Below are 24,382 nucleotides of genomic sequence, written 5' to 3'. Positions count from 1 at the left end.
GGCGCGACGTTCTGATAATTAGCTGATCTGCAAGACCCGAGCCATGGCCTGGTCATCGTCTTTGGCGGTGTTCATCATCTTGATGTGCAGCTCGAACTGCTTGGCCAGCGCCAGCACCGAGGTCATTTCTTCCACGGCATTGACGTTGCTCGACTCAAGGAACCCGGACACCAGTTTGACATTGGCATCGGCCTGCGCCGGCTTGCCATCCTTGGTGTGGATCGAACCGTCCAGGCCTTTGGTCATGTTCCTGAAGTCTGGGTTGACCAGTTTGATACGGTCGACTTCGGCCATCACGCGAGGGCCTTCACCCATCGCACGGATGCTGATGGTGCCGTCTTCGCCGACTTCGATTTGCTGCTCGGGCGGCACGGCAATCGGCCCGCCGTTGCCTACCACCGGCATACCGTTGCCAGCACGCAGCACGCCCAGGGCGTCAACGTTCAGGCTGCCGGTGCGCACGTAGCTTTCACCGCCATCGGGGTTCTGCACGGCGATCCAGCCGTTACCCTGCACCGCAACGTCGAGGTCGCGACCGGTTTGCACCAGCGCACCCGGGGAGAAATCGGTGGCCGGACGCTCGGTCATGGCAAACGCACGCGCCGGAAAGCTGTCACCAAACACCGGCATCGAACGGGCCTGTTCCAGGTCTTTCTGAAAACCGTTGGTAGAGATGTTCGCCAGGTTGTTGGCATGAGCCTTCTGCGCCAGTGCATTCTGGCTGGCGCCGGTCATTGCCACATAAAGGTACTTGTCCACACTCTTTCCTCTGCATGCCGGACGTTTGCCGCCCACCGCTGTACTGCTGAGCCATAAGCAATTTGCAGACCAACTTTTTTCTGGCGGCGCAGGGCCCGGCAAACAAAGGACTTGAGGTGTTCAGAGGGAATTGGGGGAATGTGTCGAAGACGAAAAACCGGCGGTGTTATGCCGCTTCGCGGCAATCCTCAGTTTCCGGCACCTGATCGTTCCCACGCTCTGCGTGGGAATGCCTCAATGGACGCTCTGCGTCCGCTCTTGAGACGCGGAGCGTCCCGGGCTGCATTCCCACGCAGAGCGTGGGAACGATCAGTCAGGTGTTGTCTTTACCGACCTCATACTCACGCAGCTTATTGGCGATGGTCGTATGCGAAACCCCCAACCGCTTGCCCAGTTGCCGACTGCTCGGATACTCGGAATACAAACGCTCCAGCACCGCTTTTTCAAAACGCCCGACAATCTCGTCCAAGCCGCCCTCAAGGGAAAAATCGCCAAGCGGCTGACGCACGCCGTAGTCCGGCAGACGAATGTGCTCGGCTTTGACGGTGCCGCCGTCGCACAGGGAAACCGCCTGGAACAGTACGTTTTCCAACTGCCGCACATTACCCGGCCAGTGATAGTGACTGAGCCGTTCCATCGCCGCTGGCGCCAGTTTCGGCAACGGGCAACCGATCTGCCGACTGGCCTGATCGAGGAAGTGCTCCACCAGCGGCGCCAGTCCGTCGAGGCATTCGCGCAGCGGCGGAATGTGCAGCGAGAGCACGTTCAAGCGATGGTACAAATCCTGGCGAAACTCACCGCGAGCGCACAATTCGGACAAGTCCACTTGCGTTGCGCAGATCACCCGAACATCCAGATAGACCTCTTCATCACTGCCGACACGACGGAAGCAACCGTCCTGCAGAAAGCGCAGTAATTTCACCTGCAAGCGCGGGCTCATTTCGCCGACACCATCGAGAAACAACGTACCGCCCGCTGTCAGCTCCAACAGCCCGAGCTTGCCTTCGGCCCGCGCCCCTTCGAAGGCGCCAGGGCCGTAGCCGAACAACTCGGTCTCGGCCATGGACTCCGGCAGACCAGCGCAGTTGAGCGCCATCAACGGTGATTGCCCACGCGGGCTCGCCAGGTGACAGGCCCGCGCCAACAACTCTTTGCCGGTGCCGGTTTCGCCTTCGATCAATAGCGGCGCATCCAGCGGCGCCATGCGCCGAGCCTCGCGAACCACCGCCGCCATCACTTTCGAGCTCTGGAAAATGCTGTCGAAGCCGCGCAACTCCTGTTTGCGCACGTTATAGATGCGCTCGCCCACCCGATCCGCCCGGTGCAGTGTCAACACCGCACCGGCCATGGCCTCGCTTTCGTCATGCTCCGATTGCAGCGGCGCGATGTCGGCGAGAAACACGTCACCCTTGACCTTGACTCGCAAGCCGTTGATCCGCGACTTGTTGGCGCGCACCAGTTCCGGCAAATCGAAATCCTCGGCGTACCGCGACAGCGGAATCCCCGGCACCTCGTCCACCCGCACCCCGAGCAACTGCGCCGCCGCACGGTTGGCCGCGACGATGGAGCCGCCCATATCGATCGACAACACCGGAAACTCCAGCGCACCGAGCAAGGCATTGAGCTCCATGTGCCGACGCTCGCTGGGCATCAGCCCTACGCGCTTGACGCCGAACACCCCGCCAATCGCCTCGAACTTCGGCCGCAATGCCTGGAACTGAATGTTGATCAGGTTAGGACAGTGCAGATAGATCGCATTACCGTGCTCACCACCCACTTCGCCGCGAGCGACGTTGATCCCGTACTCGACCAGCAGGTTGAGAATGTCGCGCAGGATACCGATGCGGTTCTGGCAGTGAACTTTGATACGCATATAAAGGCCCGTAACAGCGGTGATCGAGGCCCGGCACAAGAAAATATCTGCGTGGGCACCAAGTTAGTCGTCAAGATTATGTGACAGCCGTGCACCATTTCACACCCGCAAATATCAATACTTACGCCATAGCAATCAATCCGTAACGAATACTTTACGAAAACCGCAGATTTTTCCTACTTTCACCGCGGATCACCTGCTGCAACACCGCACGCCTTGGGGTATTTCTAAGTCCATAGCTGTACACACAACAAGAACGGATCCCCTAGCAGGAGAGCAGCATGAAGCAGACGCAATACGTGGCTCGCGAGCCCGATGCGCAAGGTTTTATCGACTACCCCGCCGAAGAACACGCGGTGTGGAACACGCTGATCACTCGCCAATTGAAAGTGGTCGAGGGCCGTGCGTGCCAGGAATACCTGGACGGTATCGAAAAACTCGGTCTGCCCCACGACCGCATTCCGCAACTCGGTGAAATCAACAAGGTCCTCGGTGAAACCACCGGCTGGCAGGTTGCCCGAGTCCCCGCACTGATTCCCTTCCAGACCTTTTTCGAATTGCTGGCAAACAAGCAGTTCCCGGTGGCGACGTTTATTCGTACCCGCGAAGAGCTGGATTACCTGCAAGAACCGGACATTTTCCACGAGATCTTTGGCCACTGTCCGCTGCTGACCAACCCCTGGTTCGCCGAATTCACCCACACCTACGGCAAACTTGGCCTACAGGCTTCCAAGGAAGAACGCGTGTACCTGGCGCGCCTGTACTGGATGACCATTGAGTTCGGCCTGGTCGACACACCACAAGGCCTGCGCATCTACGGTGGCGGCATTCTGTCTTCGCCCAAAGAAACCGTTTACTGCCTGTCGGACGAGCCGGAGCATCAGGCCTTCGACCCGCTGGAATGCATGCGTACGCCGTACCGCATCGACATTCTGCAACCGCTGTACTTTGTCTTGCCAAACCTCAAGCGCCTGTTCGATCTGGCCCACGAAGACATCATGGGCATGGTCAAGCAAGGTATGCAGCTGGGGTTGCACACGCCGAAATTTCCGCCAAAGCCTAAAGCGGCCTAAGCAAATCCCGCTCGCGACTTGCGCGCAAAGATAGTAATTTCCAATAAGAATCGAATTCAGGAACACACCATGAACGCTCTGAACCAAGCCCATTGCGAAGCCTGCCGTGCCGACGCCCCTCAAGTCAGCGACGAAGAATTGCCGATCCTGATCAAGCAGATCCCTGACTGGAACATCGAAGTGCGCGACGGTGTGATGCAGCTGGAAAAAGTTTTCCTGTTCAAGAACTTCAAACACGCCCTCGCATTCACCAACGCCGTCGGCGAAATCTCCGAGGCCGAAGGTCACCACCCGGGCCTGCTGACCGAGTGGGGCAAAGTCACCGTCACCTGGTGGAGCCACTCCATCAAAGGCCTGCACCGCAACGACTTCATCATGGCCGCGCGCACTGACGAAGTGGCCAAGAATGCCGAGGGCCGCAAATAATGCATTTCGACGCCATCGGTCGAGTACCCGGCGACCCGATTCTCGGCCTGATGGAGGCCTACGCGCTGGACCCCAACCCGCGCAAATTCGACCTTGGCGTGGGTGTCTACAAAGATGCCCAGGGCCTGACGCCAATCCTCGAGGCGGTGAAGCTCGCCGAGCAACACCTGGTGGATCGTCAATCCACCAAGACCTACATCGGCGGCCACGGCAATGTAGCGTTCGGCAAGGTCATCAACGAGTTGGTGCTTGGCGCTGATTCGGCGCTGATCGCCGAACAACGGGCCGGCGCCACTCAAACGCCGGGCGGCACTGGTGCATTACGCTTGAGCGCCGACTTCATCGCCCAATGCCTACCGGGCCGTGGTGTGTGGCTGAGCAACCCGACCTGGCCGATCCACGAAACCATTTTCGCGGCGGCCGGGGTTAAGGTCAGTCACTACCCGTATGTGGGCAGCGATAACCGTCTCGATGTGGAAGCGATGCTGGCGGTGCTCAATCAAGCACCGAAGGGCGATGTGGTACTGCTGCATGCCTGCTGCCACAACCCGACCGGTTTCGATCTGTCCCATGACGATTGGCGTCGGGTGCTGGACGTGGTGCGCAGTCGTGATTTGCTGCCTCTGATCGACTTCGCCTATCAGGGCTTTGGCGACGGCCTGGAGCAAGATGCCTGGTCGACCCGGCTGTTCGCCGCCGAGTTGCCGGAAGTGCTGATCACCAGTTCCTGCTCGAAGAACTTCGGCCTGTACCGCGACCGCACCGGTGCGCTGATTGTCTGCGCGCAAACCGCCGACAAGCTGGTGGACATCCGCAGCCAACTGGCCAACATCGCCCGTAACCTGTGGTCGACACCGCCGGATCACGGCGCCGCCGTGGTCGCGACCATCCTTGGCGATCCAGAACTGAAAAGCCGCTGGGCCGACGAAGTGGAAGCCATGCGTTTGCGCATCGCCCAACTGCGCAGCGGTCTGGTCGAAGCGCTTGAACCCCATGGCTTGCGCGAGCGATTTGCGCACATTGGTGTGCAACGCGGGATGTTTTCCTACACCGGTTTGTCGCCGGAGCAGGTTAAACAGCTGCGCGAGCATCACAGCGTTTACATGGTCAGCTCAGGCCGGGCGAACGTCGCGGGAATTGATGCAACGCGTCTGGACTTGCTGGCCGAAGCTATCGCTGAGGTCTGCAAGTAACCCTCCCCCAATGATCGTTCCCACGCTCCGCGTGGGAATGCAGCCCGGGACGCTCCGCGTCCCAACAGCGGACGCAGAGCGTCCATTGAGGCATTCCCACGCGGAGCGTGGGAACGATCATCGCAGGCTCCGCCAGCTCCTACACAGACCTGTCTAGACAATCCCATCCGTCGCAACAATTGGATTTAAAAGTCTATTTGTCATTTCTCCTGCTGTATCCTGCGCAGGCTTTTTAAAAGCGCGGATCTACCAGATCTATCAACAGACTTAGCGAGGAGCGCGACATGCACGAGATCCCTAATCTCCCCTTCCCAAGCCTGCACGAAACTGAGCAGACAACCACGCAACAAGCCGGTGCCCAACAGCCCGAGACGAAAGAAGCACCTGAACGCCGCCAGGCCGACAGCGAAGACTGATACACCCGCACGACCAGACCGTGTGGAAAGCGCTAATATGCGCTTTCCACACTGCCTGAACCGCGAGCCCGCACCATGAGCGATGATTTCACTGAAACCCAGGCTAGCGTCCTGATCGGCACCGCCGAGAAGATGATCGAGATCTGGAACCGCCTTTCCCCCGATAAACAAGCCGCCCTGCTGGCCCGCTTTGGCAGCGAAGAAAACGCCTTGGCCGCCCTGGTCACGACGCAACTGGTCGCCCCCGCAAAATCCTGATTATCCCCATCCGGCAAATAGTTTTACTTTTCCACGCCCCGCGACCGCCCGCGCCGTTATCATAAGCAGCCTATCTATCCTGCTGCCCCGTGGACCTTTACCCATGTCAGAAACCCAGCGCCCCCTGGCGGTCACGCTGCAAGTCGTTTCCATCGTCCTGTTCACATTCATCGGTTACCTGAATATCGGCATTCCCCTGGCTGTATTACCGGGCTACGTCCACAGCGACCTCGGTTTTGGCGCCGTGATCGCCGGGCTGGTGATCAGCGTGCAATACCTGGCCACCCTGCTCAGCCGCCCTTACGCCGGGCGCATCATCGATAATAAGGGCAGCAAACTGGCGGTGATGTACGGCCTCGCCGGCTGTGGTTTGAGCGGTGTGTTCATGCTGATTTCGGCCTGGACGCAAAGCCTGCCGATGTTGAGCCTGATCAGCTTGTTGATCGGCCGACTGGTGCTCGGCAGCGCGGAAAGCCTGGTCGGCTCCGGGTCGATCGGCTGGGGCATCGGCCGGGTCGGCGCAGCGAATACAGCCAAGGTCATTTCCTGGAACGGCATCGCCAGTTACGGCGCGCTGGCGGTCGGCGCGCCGCTGGGGGTGCTGCTGGTGAATCAACTGGGTTTGTGGAGCATGGGCGTAAGCATTGTGCTGCTGGCCGTTCTGGGCCTGGCGCTGGCCTGGCCAAAAACCGCTGCACCGATCGTTGTCGGCGAACGCTTGCCGTTCATGCACGTGCTGGGGCGGGTGTTTCCTCACGGTTGCGGTCTGGCCTTGGGCTCCATCGGCTTTGGCACCATCGCGACCTTCATCACCCTGTATTACGCCACTCAGCAGTGGTCTAACGCGGTGCTGTGCCTGAGCCTGTTCGGCGCCAGTTTTATCGGTGCGCGATTGCTGTTCGGTAACCTGATCAACCGCCTCGGCGGCTTTCGCGTGGCAATTGCCTGCTTGTCGGTGGAAACCCTTGGGCTATTGCTGCTGTGGCTGGCGCCGGATGCCCATTGGGCACTGGCTGGCGCGGCGCTGAGTGGTTTCGGTTTTTCGCTGGTGTTCCCGGCTTTGGGCGTGGAAGCGGTCAATCTGGTGCCCGCCTCCAGCCGTGGCGCGGCGGTTGGGGCGTACTCTCTGTTTATCGATTTGTCGCTGGGGATCACCGGGCCGCTGGCGGGTGCGATTGCGGCTGGATTTGGCTTTGCCTCGATCTTCCTGTTTGCCGCGTTGGCTGCGCTGAGCGGTTTGGCACTGAGCCTCTATTTGTACCGGCAAACGCCAAAGCACCTTAATGAAAAGCACCGGGAAGAACGCGACGCCCCTTAGAAATCCACCTTGCCACGCCCGGCCTTGATGCTGCCGCGTTTGGTCTTGGATTCGAGCCGACGCTTCTTCGACCCGAGGGTCGGTTTGGTCGGGCGGCGTTTCTTTTCCACTTTGGTGGCGCTGAGGATCAACTCGGTCAACCGCTCCAGCGCATCGGCGCGATTGGCTTCCTGCGTGCGGTATTGCTGGGCCTTGATGATCAACACGCCTTCACTGGTGATGCGACTGTCGCGCAGCGCCAGCAGCCGTTCCTTGTAGAACTCGGGCAAGGACGAGGCCGGAATGTCGAAGCGCAGGTGCACGGCACTGGAGACCTTGTTGACGTTCTGCCCGCCGGCGCCTTGCGCACGAATGGCCGTCAATTCGATCTCGGCATCCGGCAGATGCACGTTGTTGGAAATCACCAGCATGGAAAAAAGTCCGTGTTCAGAACAAGAAGGATACCGCGAATAGATAAAAGGAATGCGGCCCCTGTGGGAGCGTGGCTTGCCCGCGATGAACGATAACGCGGTATGCCTGATGAACCGCGGGCGCCTGAATCGCGGGCAAGCCCGCTCCCACAGGATTTTGTGTGGAACCCATAAATGACAAACCCGGCACATGGCCGGGTTTGTTGTTTCTGCGCTTTGCACTTATTTGGCAGCGGAACCCGCAGCCTGCAACGCCTGCTGGGCGCTGCGCTTGTTCTTGATGCCGTAGCAGATCCACATGAAGGCGACCCACACCGGAATCGCGTACACCGAGATCTGGATCCCCGGGATCAGCAGCATCACGCCAAGGATGAACACCACGAACGCCAGGCAAACATAGTTGCCGTACGGGTACCACAGGGCCTTGAACAACGGCGTCTGTTTGGTCTTGTTCATGTGCTGGCGGAACTTGAAGTGCGAGAAGCTGATCATCGCCCAGTTGATGACCAGGGTGGCCACCACCAACGACATCAACAGTTCCAGTGCATGTTGCGGAACCAGGTAGTTCAGCAGCACCGCGACCAGCGTCACGGCAGCCGACGCCAGGATCGAACGCACCGGCACGCCACGTTTGTCAATCTTCGACAGGGCCTTTGGCGCATCGCCCTGCTCGGCCATGCCCAGCAGCATGCGGCTGTTGCAGTAGGTGCCGCTGTTATACACCGACAGCGCCGCGGTCAGGACCACGAAGTTGAGGATGTGCGCGGCGGTGTTGCTGCCGAGCATCGAGAACACTTGCACGAACGGACTACCACTATAGGCATCGCCAGACGCGTTCAACGTCGTCAGCAGGCTGTCCCAAGGGGTCAGCGACAGCAGGACCACCAGCGCACCGATGTAGAAAATCAGGATCCGGTAGATCACCTGATTGATGGCTTTCGGGATCACGGTTTTCGGTTTGTCGGCTTCGGCTGCAGTGAAACCGAGCATTTCCAGACCGCCGAAGGAGAACATGATGATCGCCATGGCCATCACCAGACCACTGACGCCGTTCGGGAAGAAGCCGCCGTGTTCCCACAGGTTGGTCACAGAGGCTTGCGGGCCGCCGTTGCCGCTGACCAGCAGATAGCTGCCCAAGGCAATCATGCCGACAATCGCCACAACCTTGATGATCGCGAACCAGAATTCGGCCTCGCCAAAGACTTTGACGTTGGCCAGGTTGATCAAGTTGATCAAGACGAAGAAGCCGGCTGCCGAGACCCAGGTCGGGATGTGTGGCGCCCAGTAGTGGATGTATTTGCCGACCGCGGTCAGCTCGGACATGCCCACCAGGATGTACAGAATCCAGCAGTTCCAGCCCGACAGGAAGCCGGCAAAACCGCCCCAGTATTTGTGGGCGAAGTGGCTGAAGGAACCGGCGACGGGCTCTTCGACAATCATTTCGCCCAGTTGGCGCATGATCATGAAAGCGATGAAGCCGCAGATGGCATAGCCGAGGATCATCGACGGGCCAGCAGATTTGAGCACGCCGGCCGAGCCGAGGAACAACCCGGTACCGATCGCGCCACCGAGGGCGATCAGTTGAATATGGCGATTTTTCAGGCCGCGTTTAAGCTCGCCTGAATGCGAGTTTTGTCCACTCATGAAAAGGGTCTCACGCAAGGTTTGATGATGTTCAGTAGACGTTGCTGCTCAGTTGCGATTTCAAGCAGCGCCGATCAAACCCCAGCGCAGGCACCAGGAGTTCAGCGTTTTTACGACAGTCATGCGTCACCTGTTTGTTTTTATCTGTGACGAAATCGAACCCGACACGCTCGTGACGCGGCGGAGTGAACAAGGCGGGTAGCCTTGAGGTTTGCGCGGTTGCGCAGAGGGTCACAGTTAAAACGCGGCGCATTGTACACCTGTAACCCCCTGCTGCCAGACACTGCAGGATCAGCGCGTCGGTTGCCGGGATTGCCTGTGTCCGCCTCGAGAGCCTCGGGCGGCTGCAAAAATTGAGTCAGACCTTTGCAGGTCATCGATAAGGGCAGCGTAAAAATCGCCCTTTGGGGAGAGATGGAGATGAGTCACGGCGTTCATTGCGCCTCCTTCTTGTTATGCACCTGCACGACAGGCATGGGGCGCATCTCACCCTTCATACGCTGCTGAGACAAGCGTGCCAGAGCCCTTGAAGGTGACAAACCCGGCGTCTGGCGGAAGGTTTTCCTTACAGACCTTTCCCTCGCGGTATTCCACGGGGTTTGAGAGCGCTTTTCGTAAGGTTTTATTGACAAGGCGTAACGTAAATTTTCCAAATCAGATCAAAAGTCCAACTGATTGTAAATTGACGATAGCAAGCTTCCTAAGGATATATTCTGCTTAGTTTTCTGTTTTTTATTAAGAAAATTGCCTTTCGAAAAATGGAATAAATAGTTCAAATGAAAATTGTTTAATTATTTTTTTGCATTCTAAAACCCTGTGAACTAGTTTTTCAGCGACTTGCCGAGCCGCATCGACCGGCACGTTGACGCGCTCTTCAACGAACGAGAAACGCGTCGCTGTTCTTACCGAAGAAGTCATCTAGGAGATTCACCATGCAAGCACTGGACAAAGACTTGGACACTGAACTGCAACTGGACGATTGGTTTGAAGCACCGACCCATGAAGCCGCCGTCGAAATGATGCAAGCCGACGCGGTTGTTCCGTTCGGCACGGCGATGTGGCCTCTGTAAGACATCCCGGCAGGCATGATCCGGCCGGTGGTGCCTGCCACTTTCTCGGTTTGTCAGGGAGGACTACATGGATAAGCAACGCGCCATCTCGCATTTCCTTTACTACCTCGAACATCACCCTGCCGTTGCCGGTATCAACCCGGCGAAGGTCTTGCTCGGCCACACCGCTGATTACGAGGCACTGACCGGCGCCATCGCCGAACAGGCCGGTAACAGCCCACGATTCAGCTTCAGCGCAATGCGTCTGGACCTCGAACCCACCGAATTGCTGGCCCAGGCGATTACCGACAGCGACCTGTACGTTTTCTTCTACGACTCTTCCACCCTGCCCAACCCGCGTCCCGACGGCCCGGAGTTTGTTCGCGCGCTGCAAGGCGTGATGGCAGAGCACTGGAAGAAGTCATTGCTGTTCAAGGATTACGGCGATTACTTCTACGACACGTTCAGTGTCACCCCGCAGCGAATTGCCGGGTTGAACAGCCACTTGATCCAGCGCATGTCCCACGCCACCACCCTGAGCTTCAAAGATGATCATGGGTCCTGGTTCGAAACCCCCTTGAGCAGTATCAAGAAGTGGACCGACATCAACGGTATCGGCAACTTCGACCTGGCGCCCGGCGAGATCGCCACTCATAGCGAGGCCATTAATGGGCGGGTGAAGTTTATGGGGACTTTCCTCAGTACGATTCCATTTGCCCGCAAGTACGGCGTATTGGCGTCACCGTTGGAGTTGTGGATCGAAAACTCCACCATCAGCAAAATCGCCACCGACGTGCCGGGGCTGGAACATGACTTCAACAAGTACCTGGACGCCAATCCGTCCAATCGAAGAATCGAGGAGTTGGGGATCGGCACCAATGAAGGCGTGAAAGAGTTGTATGCGCGCAATGCCGGGTTCGAGGAGCGCCATTGCGGCTTGCACCTTGGCTTGGGCGGAGGCGCCAAGGGTAGCCATCATTTAGACCTGATCTTCTCCAGTGGCGTGTTGGCGCTGGATGATGACCCGCTGTTTGATGGACGGTTTGTCTTCTGATTAATCGTTCCCACGCTCCGCGTGGGGATGCATCAATGGACGCTCTGCGTCTGCGGTTGGGACGCAGAGCGTCCCGGGCTGCATCCCCACGCGGAGCGTGGGAATGATCAAAAACCAGCCAAAAAAAACGCCATCCCGAGGGATGGCGTTTTTCATTGAGCGCTACTGATTACTCAGGCTTGCGACGACCAAAGCCCGGACGCTGGCCGGAACCGGCTGGCGCGCCGCGGCGTTTGCCCGATGGCGCGTCACGGTCGACCAGCACGATGCCTGGGCGTTTCTTCGGCGCCGGCTTGGCCGGGCGCTTGGTGTCGGCCGGGCGGTCTGCCACGGGCGTACCACGACCGGCAGGCGCGCCGCGATCGCTACGACCACCGGACGGAGCACCACGGCCTTCACCGCGCTCAGTGCGACCGTTGGCCGGACGCGGCGTACGTGGGCCGCGTTCGCCGTCCTGACGTGGCGCTGGCTTGCGGGCCGGGCGTTCGCCTTCGAGCTGTGGCTCGCGGGATTCGCGCGGGCTGGCAGCGACCGAACCAGCGGCTGGACGCAAAGTACGCACGCGTTCGGTCTTGCCCACCGGACGGGACGATTTGCGCTGCATACGCTCAAGCTTGTCTTTGCTCTTGGCGTTCATTTGCGGCATCGCCACCGGCGTCAGGCCGACTTCAGCACTGAGAATGTCGACTTCGTACTGGCTCATTTCGCGCCAGCGGCCCATCGGCAGGTCGGAGTTGAGGAATACCGGACCGAAACGCACGCGCTTCAGACGGCTGACCACCAAGCCCTGGGATTCCCACAGACGACGGACTTCGCGGTTACGACCTTCCATCACCACGCAGTGGTACCAGTGGTTGAAACCTTCGCCACCCGGAGCCTGCTTGATGTCGGTGAACTTGGCCGGGCCGTCTTCGAGCACCACGCCTGCCTTCAGGCGTTCAATCATCTCGTCGTCGACTTCGCCACGAACACGTACCGCGTATTCACGGTCCATTTCGTAGGAAGGGTGCATCAGACGGTTGGCCAATTCACCGTCGGTGGTGAACATCAGCAAACCGGTGGTGTTGATGTCCAGACGACCGATGTTGATCCAGCGACCTTCTTTCGGGCGCGGCATTTTGTCGAACACGGTCGGACGACCTTCAGGGTCGTTACGGGTGCAGATCTCACCGTCGGGTTTGTTGTACATGATCACGCGGCGTACCGACTCGGCGGCTTCTTCGCGCTTGATCACCCGGCCATCGATGGTGATGGCGTCATGCAGGTCGACGCGCTGGCCGAGGGTGGCGTCTTTGCCATTGACCTTGATGCGGCCGTGGCTGATCCAGGCTTCTACGTCACGGCGCGAGCCGACGCCGATACGGGCGAGGACTTTCTGCAGTTTTTCGCCTGCGGGGCCGATTTCCTGGTCGTCTTTCTGGTCGTTGATACTCATCTGGGCACCTCCCGGTGTGGTCTGTTCAGGCTTTTGCCTGAAGCGATGTAAATCTGGGTACTTTTTTGAAGCGCTTGGGCGAAGCGATCGCCGAAGGGTCGCGAATCATACGCTCATGGAGACGTTCGCGCATCAGAGACTAGCTGATCAATGAAGACTTACTTGATTTTCCGCCGACCGGTGGTGCCGGGTTCGATCAACCGCAGTCGATACTCCAGTCAACACAACACCCTGTGGGAGCGGGCTTGCCCGCGATTGCGGTGGGTCAGACAGCAAAGATGTTGACTGACACTCCCTCGTCGCGGGCAAGCCTGCTCCCACAGGGATTTCCATTGCCCACAGGATTTGGGTCAATCTTCGAACTGGCGGCGCTCGGCCTCGATTGCTTCTGCCAAAGCCTTGGCTTCGGCCTCTTCGTCGGTCAACTCGGGCTCGGGTTTCGACTGTTCGAGAGCGGCAACGGCGGCCAGGAGCTTTTCGCGAGCTTCGGCGACGCCAAGAATGTCATCTTCCTGTTCTGGTTCGACTTCAGCTTCAGCCTCGACCTCGACCTGAGGTTCAACTTCGGTTTCAGGCTCGGGCTCTGCCAACTCCCCTTCGGTCTCAGTCACCGCCCCATCCCGCAACAAATCGTCGAAGTCGGTCTTGAGGCCCTCTTCCATAGTGTCCAGTTCCAGCAACAGCGTATGGAAACTGGTTTCCTCCTTGGGCTCCTCCGGTTCGGCGCTGGCGTCGGCGAGCTCTTGCAACCCGGCCGGCACCGGAGCGTCGTCGAAATCCAGGACAGGATCAGGTTCCAGCTCACGCAGTTCGGCCAGCGGCGGCAGGTCGTCAAGGTTTTTCAGGTTGAAGTGATCGAGAAACGCCTTGGTGGTGGCGAACATCGCCGGTTTGCCGGGCACGTCGCGATAACCGACGATGCGGATCCACTCACGTTCCAGCAGGGTTTTCACGATGTGGCTGTTGACCGCCACGCCGCGCACGTCTTCGATCTCGCCCCGGGTGATCGGCTGACGATAGGCGATCAGGGCCATGGTTTCGAGCATGGCGCGGGAATAGCGTTGCGGTCGCTCTTCCCACAAACGTCCTACCCACGGCGCGAACTTTTCGCGGATCTGCAGGCGATACCCGGAGGCGACTTCCTTCAACTCGAAAGCACGGCCGTCGCAGGATTTGGCCAGAATCGTCAGCGCTTTCTTGAAAACAGGGGGCTCGGGCCGCTCGCCTTCTTCGAAGAGTTCGAACAGGCGTTCAAGCGATTGCGGTTTTCCCGAGGCCAACAGAAAGGCTTCAAGCAGTGGCGCCAGCTCGCGGGGTTCAGTCAGGTTCATGATTCAACTCGTTATTCGGCTCGGGCCCGGACATGAATCGCCGCGAACGGCTCATTCTGCACCAGCTCGACCAAGGATTCCTTGACCAGTTCGAGGATCGCCATAAAGGTCACCACCACCCCCAGGCGCCCTTCTTCAGCGGTGAACAGCTCGACAAACGGCACAAAACCGCCGCCCTTGAGCCGTTCCAGTACATCGCTCATGCGCTCGCGGGTGGACAGTGCTTCACGGCTGACCTGGTGGCTTTCGAACATGTCGCCACGGCGCAAGACCTCGGCCATGGACATCAGCAACTCTTCCAGGCTCACATCCGGTAACAGTTTGCGCGCCCGGGCTTCCGGCGCATCGAGCTTGGGCACCACCACGTCGCGACCGACGCGGCTCAGGCCATCGATGCCTTCGGCGGCAGCCTTGAAGCGCTCGTACTCCTGCAAGCGGCGAATCAGCTCGGCACGAGGATCGTCTTCTTCGTCTTCGATCGTTTCGGCACGGGGCAACAGCATCCGCGACTTGATCTCGGCGAGCATCGCGGCCATCACCAGGTACTCGGCGGCCAGCTCCAGGCGCACCGACTGCATCAACTCGACATACCCCATGTACTGCCGGGTGATTTCCGCCACCGGGATGTCGAGGATGTTGATGTTCTGTTTGCGGATCAGGTACAGCAGCAAGTCGAGCGGGCCTTCGAAGGCCTCAAGAAAGACCTCGAGCGCATCCGGCGGGATGTACAGGTCCAGCGGCATTTCCATCACCGCCTGGCCATAGACCATGGCGAAAGGCAGTTCTTGCTGGGCGCCGGCCTGGCTGTCGACGGGTTCTACTGCAGACATCTAGGCCTCGGCCATGAAAGGCGCAGGGTCGCCGCAACCGACACGGATGACTTCCGGTTCGCCGTCGGCGAGGCTGATCACGGTGGACGCCTTGATCCCGCCGAAACCGCCGTCGATGATCAGGTCGACCTGATGTTCGAGCAACTGGCGCATTTCGTAAGGATCGCTCAACGGGTCGGTGTCGCCGGGCATGATCAGGGTCACGCTCATCAGCGGCTCGCCGAGTTCTTCCAGCAATGCCAGGGCAATAGGATGACTTGGCACACGCAGGCCGATGGTGCGTTTTTTCGGGTGCAGTAACAGCCGCGGGACTTCGCGGGTGGCGTTGAGAATGAAGGTGTAAGGGCCAGGCAAGTGAGCCTTGAGCACCCGGAAGGTGCCGGTATCGATCTTGGCAAACAGCCCCAACTGCGACAGGTCGCTGCAAATCAGCGCGAAGTTGTGCTTTTCATCCAGCTTACGCAGCCGGCGCACGCGCTCCACGGCGTTTTTGTCGCCGATCTGGCAACCAATGGCATAGGAAGAGTCTGTGGGATAAATCACCACCCCGCCGTTGCGGATGATCTCGACAGCCTGTTTGATCAGGCGCGGTTGCGGGTTTTCCGGATGAATCTGGAAAAATTGACTCACATTCTCTACCTGTTCAGACGGCGGCAATAATTGGGTCATGTTTGAATCGACACCACAGTGGTGGCAGATCCTCCGGGAGCGGGCGGTATTCACCGATCTCGGACCAGCCTCCAGGGCCATGAAAATCACTGCCGGCGCTGACCAGCAGACCAAACTCGCGGGCTAGAATCGCCAGGCTGCCCACCTGTTCGGCGGGTTGATGGCCATTGACCACTTCAATCGCGTGGCCCCCTGCTTGAATATAGTCGGCAATCAGGCGACGACGCTTGCTGCGAGTGAAATCGTAATGCCAGGGATGCGCCAGGCTGACCCAGGCACCCGCGGCGCGCAGGGTTTCGACGGTGTCCTCCAGGGTCGGCCAGTGTTGTTTGACGTCCCCCAGTTTGCCGGCGCCCAGCCATTTGCGGAACGCTTCGGCGCGATCCTTGACGAAACCTTCGCGCACCATCCAGTCGGCGAAATGCGGACGGGCCGGCGCATTACCGCTGTCGCCCAGTTCCTGTTGAATGGCCCGGGCGCCGTCAAGCGCCCCCGGCATGCCTTTTAACGCCAACTTGCGGCTTATTTCTTCGGACCGTAGCCAGCGGCCATCGTGCAATTTTGCGATGGCCTCGACCAACGGCGGCGCATTGACGTCGAAACCGTAGCCCAAGACGTGAATGGTCGCCCCGCCCCAGGTGCAGGACAACTCCACGCCATTGACCAGATGCATCCCCAGCGCCGTCGCAGCGCCACGGGCCTCGTCGAGGCCTTCAAGGGTGTCGTGATCGGTCAAGGCCAGGACTCGCACGCCTTTCTCGAACGCACGCGCAACCAGTACCGCAGGCGCGAGGGCGCCATCGGAAGCCGTGCTATGGCAGTGCAAATCAACATTCACAGGACTGTGTAACCTCAAATCAGCTGACGCTATCGCGCGTCAATATGTTTGTTATTATGCCGCCACATCCTGCTTCTGGCTGCCACTGTGAAACAATTCATCGACTTCATCCCGCTTCTGCTGTTTTTCATCGTCTTCAAAATCGATCCACGCATCGTCGACATCGGCGGACATCAACTGTCTGTCGGTGGTATTTACAGCGCCACCGCAGTGCTGATCATCAGCTCCCTGGTGGTCTACGGCACGCTGTACATCAAACAGCGCAAGCTGGAGAAGAGCCAGTGGCTGACCCTCATCGCCTGCCTGGTCTTCGGTAGCCTGACCCTGGCGTTCCACAGCGAGACGTTCCTGAAATGGAAAGCTCCGGTGGTCAACTGGCTGTTCGCCCTAGGGTTCATCGGCAGCCACTTCGTCGGCGACCAACTGCTGATCAAACGCATCATGGGCCACGCGCTGACCCTGCCAGAGCCGGTCTGGACCCGTCTGAACATCGCCTGGATCGGATTTTTCCTGTTTTGCGGCGCCGCCAACCTGTTTGTGGCATTCACCTTCCAGAGCTACTGGGTCGACTTCAAAGTCTTCGGCAGCCTGGGCATGACGTTGCTGTTCCTGGTCGCCCAGGGCATTTACTTGTCCCGCCACCTGCACGACGCCGATACCACAACGCCAAAAACCGAGGACTGACATGCTTTACGCAATCATTGCCACAGACGTCGCCAACTCCCTGGAAGCCCGCCTGGCCGCACGGCCTGCGCACCTTGAGCGCCTGCAAGTGCTTAAAGGCGAAGGTCGTATCGTACTGGCCGGCCCGCACCCGGCTGTCGACAGTAATGATCCGGGCGCGGCGGGTTTCACCGGCAGCCTGATCGTCGCTGAATTCGATTCGCTGAACGCCGCACAGGCCTGGGCCGACGCCGACCCGTACATTGCTGCAGGTGTCTACGCCAATGTTTTGGTCAAGCCGTTCAAGCAAGTCCTGCCATAAAGCCCTCCCGCGCGATGAGCCTTGTCGGTTCATCGCGCTTTCAATCGCTCATTATTCTTGTTTACCGGCCGACAACCTGCCCAGTACTCGTATTGGAATCAGGAGTTGCGATGCGCAAAGGTCCGTTGTGTCTGATGTTGGTGACGTTGTCGATCATGGCGCCCGCCCATGGTGAAGAGAGCGCCAATGGCGGTAGTTCGACGCCGCTGTCCTTGAGCGCCGGCGGCCAGATCACCGAGTTGCAGCAGCGCTTGAAGGCAAGCGAACAGCAACGAGAAGAACTGAGCAAACAACTGCAAAATACCGACAGCGAACGTGAAAGCGCTCAGCTGAGCCGGTTGCGCCAGGAGAATCAGCGCCTCAAGCTGCAACTCAAGGAGGCTCAGGCCAGCAGCTCGCTGCCACGCCTGCTGACAGATCAGCAGCAATGGTTCGTTATCGGTGCCGCAGTAGCGCTATTGGCCTTGCTCTGCGGTATCTTCGCCAGTGGTGCAACCAGAAAACGTCGGCAATGGCTAAATTGAGTGAGTGATGAGCGAGCTGTTATTAATTGATGATGACCAAGAGCTGTGTGAGCTCCTGAGTAGTTGGCTGAGCCAGGAAGGCTTTCAGGTCCGCGCCTGCCACGACGGCCAGAGTGCTCGTCGTGCATTGGCTGAAACATCCCCCGCGGCCGTGGTGCTGGACGTGATGCTGCCGGATGGCAGCGGCCTGGAACTGCTCAAGCAACTGCGCAACGACCATCCTGAATTGCCGGTGCTGATGCTCTCGGCCCGTGGCGAACCGCTGGACCGCATCCTCGGCCTGGAACTCGGTGCTGATGATTACCTGGCAAAACCGTGCGACCCACGGGAGCTGACAGCGCGCCTGCGTGCGGTGCTGCGCCGCAGTCATCCAACGGCCGTTTCCAGCCAGCTCGAATTGGGCGACTTGTGCTTCAGCCCGGTGCGTGGCGTGGTCAGCATCGATGAACAGGAATTCACCCTCACCGTTTCCGAAAGCCGCCTGCTCGAAGCCCTGCTCAAGCAGCCCGGCGAACCGCTGGATAAACAGGAACTGGCGCAAATCGCCCTCGGTCGCAAACTGACCCTGTACGATCGCAGCCTGGATATGCACGTGAGCAACCTGCGCAAAAAAATCGGCCCGCACCCCGACGGCCGCCCACGCATCGTGGCCCTGCGCAGTCGTGGTTACTACTACAGCCTCTGAACCCACGCGATCCTTCGTAGCAGCTGTCGAGCCCCAGCGAGGCTGCGTTCGGCTGCGAAGCAGTCGTAAAACCTGCTTGCACGTTCTTTCAGTTACACCGCGTCAGGCGGATCACGACGGCTTCGCAGCCGAACGCAGCCTCGCAGGCTCGGCAGCTGCTACAGATCATGTTTCGTCAGAGAGCAATGCTGGAATTGTCAGCAAGGTAGAAAATCATCTTTACCCAAGCTTTACGCTCCGCTGACCGCCGCTGACCTTGATCTCCGTAATCTGCACACATCCGGAACGTACCGGGAACGAGACAAGGAGATACACCATGCGCAAGACTCTTATCGCTTTGATGTTTGCTGCCGCCCTGCCGACCGTTGCCATGGCCATGCCTGAAGGCGCAGGCCCGATGGGTGACCACATGGACGGCTCGCGCCACGGCGGTCAGATGCACGGCATGCACGGTAAAGGCCCTTACAGCCAGCTGGACCTGAGCCGCGAACAGCGCGAGCAAATCCGCAAGATCATGGGCGAGCAGATGCATGAGCGTCAGCAACTGGTCGACAAGTACCTGGAAAAACTCTCGCCAGCCGACCAGAAAGCCCTGAAAGACGAGATGGAGGCCAAGCACAAGAAAGCCGAAGCCGACGTTCGCGCACTGCTGAAGCCGGATCAACAGAAGCAATTCGACGAGATCCAGAAGAAAAAGGCTGAGCGTCGCGCCGAATGGGCCGAGTTCAAGGCCTGGAAAGCGCAGCAAGCGCAAAAAGCGCAATAATGCGCTAACCCTGGACCCAACGGCTAAACCCCGTTGGGTCTGTTGCCACTTAGTTAATTGTGGGAGCGAGCCTGCTCGCGATAGCGTCCTTTCAGTCACGTTGATGTTGAATGTGCCGACGCTATCGCGAGCAGGCTCGCTCCCACATGGATTTGCGCTAGTTGAGGATTTTCTGTGCGCTCATTGTTCTGGCGTATCCTGGCCAGCTTCTGGCTGGCCATCGCTCTGGTTGCAGGGCTCTCCATTCTGCTCGGGCACATGCTCAACCAGGACGCGTGGATTCTCAGTCGCCACCCAGGCCTCAACACCCTGGCCGAACAGTGGACGCAAACCTACGAAAGCCAGGGTGAAGAAGCCGCCCAGGACATTCTGGAACAGCGCAAGCGTCAGTATCACATCAACGTTCAAGTGCTCAACGAGGCCGGTGACCCGGTGGTCCGCGGCACCTTTCCGCGGCGAGCGGCGGCCTTCGAAGCCCGGCAGAACAACGATGATCGGCGCCTGCCATGGCGGCGTCTGACCGATGAATACACCAGCGCCAAGACAGGCGACACCTATCTGCTGATCTATCGCGTTCCGCACCCGGAACTGGACGCCTGGCACCGTGAAAGCCTGCTCTGGCCATTGAGTGCACTGGGCATCGCGCTGGTGGTATTGACCCTGTTCAGCTTACTGGTGACCTTTTCCATCACGCGACCGCTGAGCCGTTTACGAAGCGCCGTGCATGACTTGGGGCAGACGACGTATCAACAGAACAGCCTGGCGCAGCTGGCCAACCGCCGCGATGAATTCGGCGTGCTGGCCAACGACTTCAATCGCATGGGCGCACGCTTGCAAAGCCTGATCGGCAGCCAGCGGCAATTGCTGCGGGACGTGTCTCACGAATTACGCTCACCCTTGGCCCGACTGCGCATAGCGTTGGCGCTGGCCGAGCGAGCCAATCCTGAGGAGCGGGAAAAACTCTGGCCACGCCTGACCCGTGAATGCGATCGACTGGAAGCGCTGATCAGCGAAATCCTGGTACTGGCGCGGGTCGACGCCGACAACGCCAGTGCTGAAGAAGTGGATCTCAACGCGCTGCTCAATACCCTGCAAAAAGATGCGCAGTTGGGCTCGCCCGAGCAGAACGTACGCCTTGAGGCCGAGCCGCAACTGAACCTCAAAGGCTGGCCGACCATGATCGAGCGTGCAGTGGACAACCTGCTGCGCAATGCCCAGCGCTTTAACCCGGTCGGGCAGCCGATCGAAATGCAGGCGTTGCGTCAGGGCGACAGGATTGTAGTCAGCGTGCGCGATCACGGCCCCGGTGTAGAGGCCGAGCAGTTGAATCAGCTGGCTGAACCGTTCTATCGGGCACCGGGGCAAACAGCGGCCGGGCATGGCCTGGGGCTGGCCATTGCGCGGCGTGCGGCGGAGCGACATGGCGGCAGTCTGGTGCTGGCCAATCACCCGCAGGGCGGGTTTGTTGCCAGCCTGGAATTGCCGTTGGTGCCGGGGGCTGTGGTTCAACCCTGAACACTGTGGGAGCGTTCCCTCAGTTACTACCCGGCCAGGCGCTAACGAACTCGCTCAGGTCAACTTTTTCCGCAACACGCGGTTCTTTCTGCGGCGTGCCAAGGTAAAGAAACGCAATTACCTCTTCCCCTTCCGCCAGCCCCAAACCTTTAGCCACATGCGCCGAATAAGCCAGCTCACCGGTGCGCCACACCGCGCCAATGCCTTGCGCATAGGCCGCCAGCAAAATCCCGTGAGCCGCACAACCTGCCGCCAATAGTTGCTCGGACTTGGGATACTTGTCGTGCTCCTGCAAACGCGCAATCACCACGACCACCAGTGGCGCACGTAATGGACCGTTGCGTGCCTTGTCCAGCAAGGCCTCGGACACATCACTATCCTGCAGCTTCGCCGCCTCGGCCAGCAACTCGCCCATCTGCTCGCGCGCCGCGCCTTCGACTGTCAGGAAGCGCCACGGCTGCAAATGGCCATGGTCTGGCGCGCGCATCGCGGCGGCAAACAGCACTTCCCGTTGCTCGGCAGTGGGCGCCGGATCGAGCAGTCGTGGGACGGAAACACGGTTGAGCAAAGCGTCGAGAGCCTGCATCGGCCACCTCCTGTAGAAAATGTTTGGCTATTCTAGCGTCAACTGTCGCGACGGCGTCGGTTTACATGCCCTGCCCCGCAGGTAGAATGGCGCCCTTCCCACTATCAGCCCGAGCGGACTTCATGGCGTTGCCGACCTTACGGATCATTGGTTTCATCATCGGCATCTTCCTGATCACGCTGGCCATCGCCATGGTCGTGCCCATGGCCACCCTGGTGATCTTCGAACGCACCAGCGACCTGCCGTCGTTCCTCTGGGCGAGCATGATCACCTTTGTTGCCGGCCTGGCCCTGGTCATTCCGGGACGCCCCGAGCACATCCATCTGCGCCCGCGAGACATGTACCTGCTGACCGTCAGCAGCTGGCTGGTGGTGTGCATCTTCGCCGCCCTGCCATTCTTGCTGACCCAACACATCACCTACACCGACTCGTTTTTCGAAAGCATGTCCGGCATCACCGCCACCGGTGCGACGGTGCTCAACGGCCTGGACAACATGTCTCCCGGCATCCTGATGTGGCGCTCATTGCTACACTGGATCGGCGGCATCGGCTTTATCGGCATGGCGGTAGCGATTCTGCCACTGCTGCGCATCGGTGGCATGCGGCTGTTTCAGACCGAGTCGTCGGACCGTTCTGAAAAGGTCATGCCCCGTTCGCACATGGTGGCGCGTTTGATCGTTGCGGCCTACGTCGGCATCACCATTTTGGGCAGCCTGGCGTTCTGGTGGGCCGGGATGAGCCCGTTCGATGCAATCAATCACGCGATGTCGGCGATTTCCACCGGCGGCTTCTCCACCTCCGACAAGTCTTTGGCCAATTGGCCGGAGCCTGCGGTGCATTGGGTCGCCGTCGTCATCATGATTCTCGGTGCCCTGCCGTTCACCCTGTACGTAGCGACCCTGCGCGGTAACCGTCGAGCCTTGATCAAGGATGAACAGGTTCAAGGCCTGCTCGGCATGTTGCTGGTGACCTGGCTGGTGCTCGGCACCTGGTACTGGTGGACCACCCAGCTGCACTGGCTGGAGGCCTTGCGGCATGTGGCGCTGAACGTGACGTCGGTAGTGACCACCACCGGTTTTGCACTGGGGGACTACAGCCTCTGGGGCAACTTCTCGCTGATGCTGTTCTTTTATCTGGGGTTTGTTGGCGGCTGCTCCGGCTCGACTGCTGGCGGGATCAAGATTTTCCGCTTCCAGGTTGCTTACATTCTGCTCAAGGCCAACCTTAACCAGTTGATTCACCCGCGCGCGGTGATCAAGCAGAAGTACAACGGCCACCGTCTCGACGAAGAGATCGTGCGCTCGATCCTGACCTTTTCGTTCTTCTTCGCCATCACCATTTGCGTCATCGCGCTGCTGCTGTCGCTACTGGGGGTGGACTGGATGACCGCGCTTACCGGCGCAGCCGCCACGGTGTCTGGCGTAGGCCCGGGGCTTGGCGAAACGATTGGCCCGGCGGGTAACTTCGCCAGCCTGCCGGATGCCGCGAAGTGGATTCTCTCGTTCGGCATGCTCCTGGGCCGGCTGGAGATCATTACGGTGTTTGTTCTGTGTATCCCGGCGTTCTGGCGTCACTAATGGGCATGGGTGCTTCCATCAGCCGCGTCCGGTATTCGCCGGGAGTGGAATCGAACCAGCGTCGGAAGGCGCGGAAGAAGTTGCTCGGATCAGCAAACCCCAGCAGGTAGGCAATTTCCAGCAGGGTCATGTTCGGTTGCGCCAGGTATTGCTCGGCCAGTTCACGCCGGGTGTCGTCCAGCAACGTTTGAAAACTCGTGCCCTCTTCCTGCAAGCGACGCTGCAAGGTGCGTTGCGACAAGTGTAGTGTCTGGGCCACCGCATCGCGCTTGGGTTCGCCCTGGGGCAGCAGACGGCATAACACCTGCCGCGCCTTGTGGGTCACGCGGCTCTCGGAAAACCGCGCCAGGTACTCGCCAGCAAACCGATCGTGCAACCGCGCCATGGCCTCGTTGGCGGTGGGCAGCGGCGCCTCCATGTCGGCGCGCTCGAAGATCAAGGCGTCATAAGGCGCGTTGAACATCAACGGGGCATGGAAGGCTTGTTTATAGGGTTCAAGATCAACGGGGTCATCGCCTTGCAGCAAGACTTTGCGCGGCTGGAGCGCGTGGCCGGTTAGCCAGCCGCAAAGTGCCAGAGCGCAGGCCATTGATGCTTCGGCACTCTGTCGGGTCGGCGGCAGGTGATCGCCATGGACCGTCAGAATCAGCGCATACCCCTCATCCAGCAATCGGAAACTCAGGTCGGCACTTTCGGCGATGATTCGCTGATAACGCACCAGACGTTGAAAGCCTTCAGCCAGGGTCTGGCTGGACATCAAGGCATAACCGGCGACATGGAAGGACGCCGGTCGCACCACCTTGCCCATGTTCAGGCCAATCGCCGGGTTGCCGGACAGCTCGACCGCGCGCTGCCAGAGCCGCGTCATGGAATCTTGCGGGAAGCGCGCATCCGGATCATCCAGTGCCGCATAGTCGAGCCCTAGCTGCTTGAACAGAACCCGGCAATCCAGGCCGTCCATTTCCAGCGCTTTGACAATCCCCATCGCCCAGCTTGCAGAAGTCGTTCGTTCGCTCATGGCGTTTACTACGTGATGGCCGCATGCCACGACCCAATACCCAAGGATACTAAAGTGGCGCCTATTGTCACTGGCTGATACCAATGATCACTCTAGACTTAAATAAGCCACCCGCAGAGCAAGTTGTCGCGTGCACAGCCACCACAGAGA

26 protein-coding genes are annotated in these 24,382 nt (G+C 59.5%); 15 read left to right on the top strand and 11 right to left on the bottom strand.

Annotation, left to right across the window (positions count from 1 at the left end):
* Positions 1 to 18: 18 nt before the first annotated feature.
* Both PSH97_RS07775 and PSH97_RS07770 read right to left on the bottom strand, forming a co-directional pair.
* Entirely contained in the window at positions 19 to 759 is a 741-nt protein-coding gene (locus PSH97_RS07775) for a flagellar basal body rod protein FlgF (protein ID WP_305448728.1), read from the bottom strand.
* Positions 760 to 1,072: 313 nt separating this feature from the next.
* Positions 1,073 to 2,632 carry a sigma-54-dependent transcriptional regulator gene (locus PSH97_RS07770; RefSeq protein ID WP_305448727.1) on the bottom strand — a complete coding sequence of 520 codons (1,560 nt, stop codon included), beginning with the start codon at positions 2,630 to 2,632 and terminating at the stop codon, positions 1,073 to 1,075.
* A gap of 281 nt (positions 2,633 to 2,913) precedes the next feature.
* Between PSH97_RS07770 and phhA the strand changes: the two genes are divergently transcribed.
* The 6 genes from phhA to PSH97_RS07740 all read left to right on the top strand — a co-directional run bounded on the left by phhA (position 2,914) and on the right by PSH97_RS07740 (position 7,316).
* Positions 2,914 to 3,705, top strand: coding sequence for a phenylalanine 4-monooxygenase (gene phhA / locus PSH97_RS07765; RefSeq protein WP_030131496.1), 792 nt, complete (start codon positions 2,914 to 2,916; stop codon positions 3,703 to 3,705).
* 69 nt (positions 3,706 to 3,774) lie between these two features.
* Positions 3,775 to 4,131, top strand: coding sequence for a 4a-hydroxytetrahydrobiopterin dehydratase (locus PSH97_RS07760; protein ID WP_305448726.1), 357 nt, complete (start codon positions 3,775 to 3,777; stop codon positions 4,129 to 4,131).
* Positions 4,131 to 5,324, top strand: coding sequence for an amino acid aminotransferase (locus PSH97_RS07755; RefSeq protein WP_405046548.1), 1,194 nt, complete (start codon positions 4,131 to 4,133; stop codon positions 5,322 to 5,324). Before PSH97_RS07760 ends, PSH97_RS07755 begins: the two co-directional genes overlap by 1 nt.
* 284 nt (positions 5,325 to 5,608) lie before the next feature.
* Positions 5,609 to 5,740 carry a hypothetical protein gene (locus PSH97_RS07750; RefSeq protein WP_007902501.1) on the top strand — a complete coding sequence of 44 codons (132 nt, stop codon included), beginning with the start codon at positions 5,609 to 5,611 and terminating at the stop codon, positions 5,738 to 5,740.
* Between the two features lie 75 nt (positions 5,741 to 5,815).
* Positions 5,816 to 5,998 (top strand): hypothetical protein, encoded by a 183-nt coding sequence (locus PSH97_RS07745; RefSeq protein WP_305448725.1) that lies wholly within the window; start codon positions 5,816 to 5,818, stop codon positions 5,996 to 5,998.
* 103 nt (positions 5,999 to 6,101) lie between these two features.
* Complete coding sequence (locus PSH97_RS07740; RefSeq protein WP_305448724.1) at positions 6,102 to 7,316, top strand: MFS transporter; 1,215 nt, start codon at positions 6,102 to 6,104, stop codon at positions 7,314 to 7,316.
* Here the strand turns inward: PSH97_RS07740 and arfB are convergent.
* Positions 7,313 to 7,726 (bottom strand): alternative ribosome rescue aminoacyl-tRNA hydrolase ArfB, encoded by a 414-nt coding sequence (arfB, locus tag PSH97_RS07735; protein WP_008010994.1) that lies wholly within the window; start codon positions 7,724 to 7,726, stop codon positions 7,313 to 7,315. The two genes, PSH97_RS07740 and arfB, sit on opposite strands and share 4 nt — an antisense overlap.
* 222 nt (positions 7,727 to 7,948) lie before the next feature.
* Positions 7,949 to 9,370 carry an amino acid permease gene (locus PSH97_RS07730; protein ID WP_305448723.1) on the bottom strand — a complete coding sequence of 474 codons (1,422 nt, stop codon included), beginning with the start codon at positions 9,368 to 9,370 and terminating at the stop codon, positions 7,949 to 7,951.
* Between the two features lie 932 nt (positions 9,371 to 10,302).
* On the opposite strand from PSH97_RS07730, the gene PSH97_RS07725 reads away from it, so the two are divergent.
* Both PSH97_RS07725 and PSH97_RS07720 read left to right on the top strand, forming a co-directional pair.
* Complete coding sequence (locus PSH97_RS07725; protein ID WP_007938535.1) at positions 10,303 to 10,440, top strand: hypothetical protein; 138 nt, start codon at positions 10,303 to 10,305, stop codon at positions 10,438 to 10,440.
* 67 nt (positions 10,441 to 10,507) lie between these two features.
* The gene (locus PSH97_RS07720) at positions 10,508 to 11,473 is read left to right on the top strand and encodes a M29 family metallopeptidase (protein ID WP_305448722.1); all 966 of its coding nucleotides are present in this window, start codon (positions 10,508 to 10,510) and stop codon (positions 11,471 to 11,473) included.
* A gap of 169 nt (positions 11,474 to 11,642) precedes the next feature.
* Here PSH97_RS07720 and rluB read toward each other — a convergent pair whose 3' ends face one another.
* The 5 genes from rluB to PSH97_RS07695 form a co-directional block, all read right to left on the bottom strand.
* On the bottom strand, positions 11,643 to 12,908 hold the full coding sequence (gene rluB, locus PSH97_RS07715) for a 23S rRNA pseudouridine(2605) synthase RluB (RefSeq protein ID WP_305448721.1): 1,266 nt from the start codon (positions 12,906 to 12,908) through the stop codon (positions 11,643 to 11,645).
* Between the two features lie 350 nt (positions 12,909 to 13,258).
* A complete protein-coding gene (gene scpB, locus PSH97_RS07710) occupies positions 13,259 to 14,239 on the bottom strand; it encodes an SMC-Scp complex subunit ScpB (protein WP_305448720.1) in 981 nt (326 codons plus the stop codon).
* Between the two features lie 11 nt (positions 14,240 to 14,250).
* Positions 14,251 to 15,009, bottom strand: coding sequence for a segregation and condensation protein A (locus PSH97_RS07705; protein ID WP_253548957.1), 759 nt, complete (start codon positions 15,007 to 15,009; stop codon positions 14,251 to 14,253).
* A 60-nt stretch (positions 15,010 to 15,069) separates the two neighbouring features.
* Positions 15,070 to 15,699 (bottom strand): L-threonylcarbamoyladenylate synthase, encoded by a 630-nt coding sequence (locus tag PSH97_RS07700; protein WP_305448719.1) that lies wholly within the window; start codon positions 15,697 to 15,699, stop codon positions 15,070 to 15,072.
* Between the two features lie 13 nt (positions 15,700 to 15,712).
* Positions 15,713 to 16,576: a PHP domain-containing protein gene (locus PSH97_RS07695; RefSeq protein WP_305448718.1), complete on the bottom strand. Its 864-nt coding sequence runs from the start codon at positions 16,574 to 16,576 to the stop codon at positions 15,713 to 15,715.
* 87 nt (positions 16,577 to 16,663) lie between these two features.
* Here PSH97_RS07695 and PSH97_RS07690 point away from each other — a divergent pair, with 87 nt between their 5' ends.
* From PSH97_RS07690 to PSH97_RS07665, 6 genes are all read left to right on the top strand, one after another.
* Positions 16,664 to 17,260, top strand: a complete 597-nt coding sequence (locus PSH97_RS07690) for a septation protein A (RefSeq protein WP_305448717.1) — start codon at positions 16,664 to 16,666, stop codon at positions 17,258 to 17,260.
* 1 nt (position 17,261) lies between these two features.
* Positions 17,262 to 17,561 (top strand): YciI family protein, encoded by a 300-nt coding sequence (locus tag PSH97_RS07685; RefSeq protein ID WP_007944409.1) that lies wholly within the window; start codon positions 17,262 to 17,264, stop codon positions 17,559 to 17,561.
* 110 nt (positions 17,562 to 17,671) lie between these two features.
* Complete coding sequence (locus tag PSH97_RS07680; RefSeq protein ID WP_305422709.1) at positions 17,672 to 18,085, top strand: translation initiation factor 2; 414 nt, start codon at positions 17,672 to 17,674, stop codon at positions 18,083 to 18,085.
* Positions 18,086 to 18,092: 7 nt separating this feature from the next.
* Positions 18,093 to 18,770, top strand: a complete 678-nt coding sequence (locus PSH97_RS07675; RefSeq protein WP_048394251.1) for a response regulator transcription factor — start codon at positions 18,093 to 18,095, stop codon at positions 18,768 to 18,770.
* A gap of 316 nt (positions 18,771 to 19,086) precedes the next feature.
* Positions 19,087 to 19,536, top strand: a complete 450-nt coding sequence (locus tag PSH97_RS07670; protein ID WP_305422711.1) for a Spy/CpxP family protein refolding chaperone — start codon at positions 19,087 to 19,089, stop codon at positions 19,534 to 19,536.
* Positions 19,537 to 19,710: 174 nt separating this feature from the next.
* Complete coding sequence (locus PSH97_RS07665; protein WP_305448716.1) at positions 19,711 to 21,051, top strand: sensor histidine kinase; 1,341 nt, start codon at positions 19,711 to 19,713, stop codon at positions 21,049 to 21,051.
* 19 nt (positions 21,052 to 21,070) lie between these two features.
* Here the strand turns inward: PSH97_RS07665 and PSH97_RS07660 are convergent, their stop codons facing one another.
* The gene (locus PSH97_RS07660; protein ID WP_305448715.1) at positions 21,071 to 21,637 is read right to left on the bottom strand and encodes an NAD(P)H nitroreductase; all 567 of its coding nucleotides are present in this window, start codon (positions 21,635 to 21,637) and stop codon (positions 21,071 to 21,073) included.
* Positions 21,638 to 21,759: 122 nt separating this feature from the next.
* Here PSH97_RS07660 and PSH97_RS07655 point away from each other — a divergent pair, with 122 nt between their 5' ends.
* Positions 21,760 to 23,214 (top strand): TrkH family potassium uptake protein, encoded by a 1,455-nt coding sequence (locus PSH97_RS07655; RefSeq protein ID WP_305448714.1) that lies wholly within the window; start codon positions 21,760 to 21,762, stop codon positions 23,212 to 23,214.
* On the opposite strand, the gene PSH97_RS07650 is transcribed toward PSH97_RS07655, so the two are convergent.
* Positions 23,171 to 24,232: an AraC family transcriptional regulator gene (locus tag PSH97_RS07650; protein WP_305448713.1), complete on the bottom strand. Its 1,062-nt coding sequence runs from the start codon at positions 24,230 to 24,232 to the stop codon at positions 23,171 to 23,173. The genes PSH97_RS07655 and PSH97_RS07650 overlap by 44 nt on opposite strands.
* Between the last annotated feature and the right edge of the window lie 150 nt (positions 24,233 to 24,382).

Origin of the sequence: Pseudomonas cucumis, from assembly GCF_030687935.1 — a bacterium.
Classification (GTDB): Bacteria; Pseudomonadota; Gammaproteobacteria; order Pseudomonadales; family Pseudomonadaceae; genus Aquipseudomonas; species Aquipseudomonas cucumis.
Note: the sequence above shows the minus strand (reverse complement) of the source record. Positions and strands in the feature narration are given on the sequence as shown.